Here is a 1619-nt window from a genome sequence, read left to right on the forward strand (position 1 = left end):
AGGAAGAAAGTGACCAGGTTTGCGCTGTTGCGCGGCCCCTCTTCATGCGAAAAGGCCGCATGAGCAGTCAAAATCCCCTCGCCCGCCCACACATTGCCAAGAGGAATCGACCCGTGAACGACAATGAAGAGCGCCCGGTCACCATCATCACCGGTCGGGTGTGGAAGAAAAAGGGCGGCAAACCGGAAGGCGTGCATGTGATGCTGGTCGCGCCCGACGACGATTCGGCAGTGCGCCGGGCACTCGAATCGCTTGCCGCGGAAGGTTACGCCGAGGCCGAACTCGACCAGATCGGCGACATGGACGGCATACCCGACGAAGAGCCGCATATCTCCGCCTTCCAGGGCGCGCTCGAAGGTGAAGTGTCGATCGTCACCTTCGACGTGCCGATCTGAAACCAGGGCGCCGATCATGGCAGGATCAAAAGCTGTTGGACCTGCATCCCGGGACTGGGCCGACCGGGCGGTCGCCGCGATCGAAGCCGACCAGCACCGCTCGGCCGATACGCATCTGTGGAAGCTCGATCTGCCGGCGCTGGCTGGCATCGACTTCTATCTCAAGGACGAATCCACCCATCCCACCGGCAGTCTAAAGCATCGGCTGGCGCGTTCGCTGTTTCTCCATGCGCTGTGCAACGGCCTCATCCGTGAAGGCTCGCCGGTGATCGAAGCCTCGTCGGGCTCGACGGCGGTGTCGGAAGCCTATTTCGCCCGCATGATCGGCGTGCCGTTCTACGCCGTGATGCCGCGATCGACCTCGCGCGAAAAGATCACCGCGATCGAGCACTATGGCGGCAAGTGCCATTTCATCGACGACGGCCGGCGCATCTATGCCGAGTCGGCTGAGCTCGCGGCGCGGCTCGACGGTCATTTCATGGACCAGTTCACCCATGCCGAGCGCGCCACCGACTGGCGCGGCAACAACAATATCGCCGATTCCATCTTCGGGCAGATGCGCGAGGAGCAGCATCCGATCCCGACCTGGATCGTCATGAGCGCCGGCACCGGCGGTACCACCGCCACGATCGGCCGCTATCTGCGCTACAAGCGGCATGCAACGCAGCTTTCGGTCGCCGACGTCGAGCGTTCGGCCTTCTTCGACAGCTTTGCCACGCATGACCGTGACTGTCGCTGCGAGCAGCCGTCGCGCATCGAGGGCATCGGCCGGCCGCGCGTCGAACCATCCTTCGTGCCCGGCGTCATCGATCACATGCTGCGGGTGCCGGACGCGGTGTCGCTGGCGGCGATGCGGGTGCTGTCGCGCCAACTCGGCCGCCGTGTCGGCGGGTCGACCGGCACCAACTTCGTCGCCATGTGCTTTCTGGCGGCGCGCATGGTTGAGGAAGGCAAAGCCGGCTCGCTGGTGACGCTGATCTGCGATTCAGGCGACCGCTATGCCAACACCTACTATTCCGACGACTGGCTGGGCGCGAACGGCCTCGACCCCTCACCTTTCGAAGCAGCAATCGAGGCCTTTCTGGTCGGCGAAAGGCTGGCGCTGCAGTTCGAGGAAAGCTGGGGCTGACCTTTCGGCGTCAGCTTGCCGGCTCCGGCTTGCTCGAGGCAAGTGTTCTGATAAGAAGCGCTCTTCATCACTCAACAGACGGAGCGGCCGTGTCC

The 1619-nt window shown here is 63.7% G+C and carries 2 protein-coding genes; both read left to right on the forward strand.

What is annotated here, in order from left to right; translation table 11 throughout:
- Positions 1-113: 113 nt before the first annotated feature.
- Positions 114-395 carry a transcriptional regulator gene (locus tag EN935_RS35155; protein WP_013531420.1) on the forward strand — a complete coding sequence of 94 codons (282 nt, stop codon included), beginning with the start codon at positions 114-116 and terminating at the stop codon, positions 393-395.
- Between the two features lie 16 nt (positions 396-411).
- Entirely contained in the window at positions 412-1524 is a 1113-nt protein-coding gene (locus EN935_RS35160) for a PLP-dependent cysteine synthase family protein (RefSeq protein ID WP_127374179.1), read from the forward strand.
- Positions 1525-1619: the final 95 nt, after the last annotated feature.

This window comes from Mesorhizobium sp. M7D.F.Ca.US.004.03.1.1, assembly GCF_003998635.1.
In the GTDB taxonomy this organism is placed as follows: Bacteria; Pseudomonadota; Alphaproteobacteria; order Rhizobiales; family Rhizobiaceae; genus Mesorhizobium; species Mesorhizobium loti.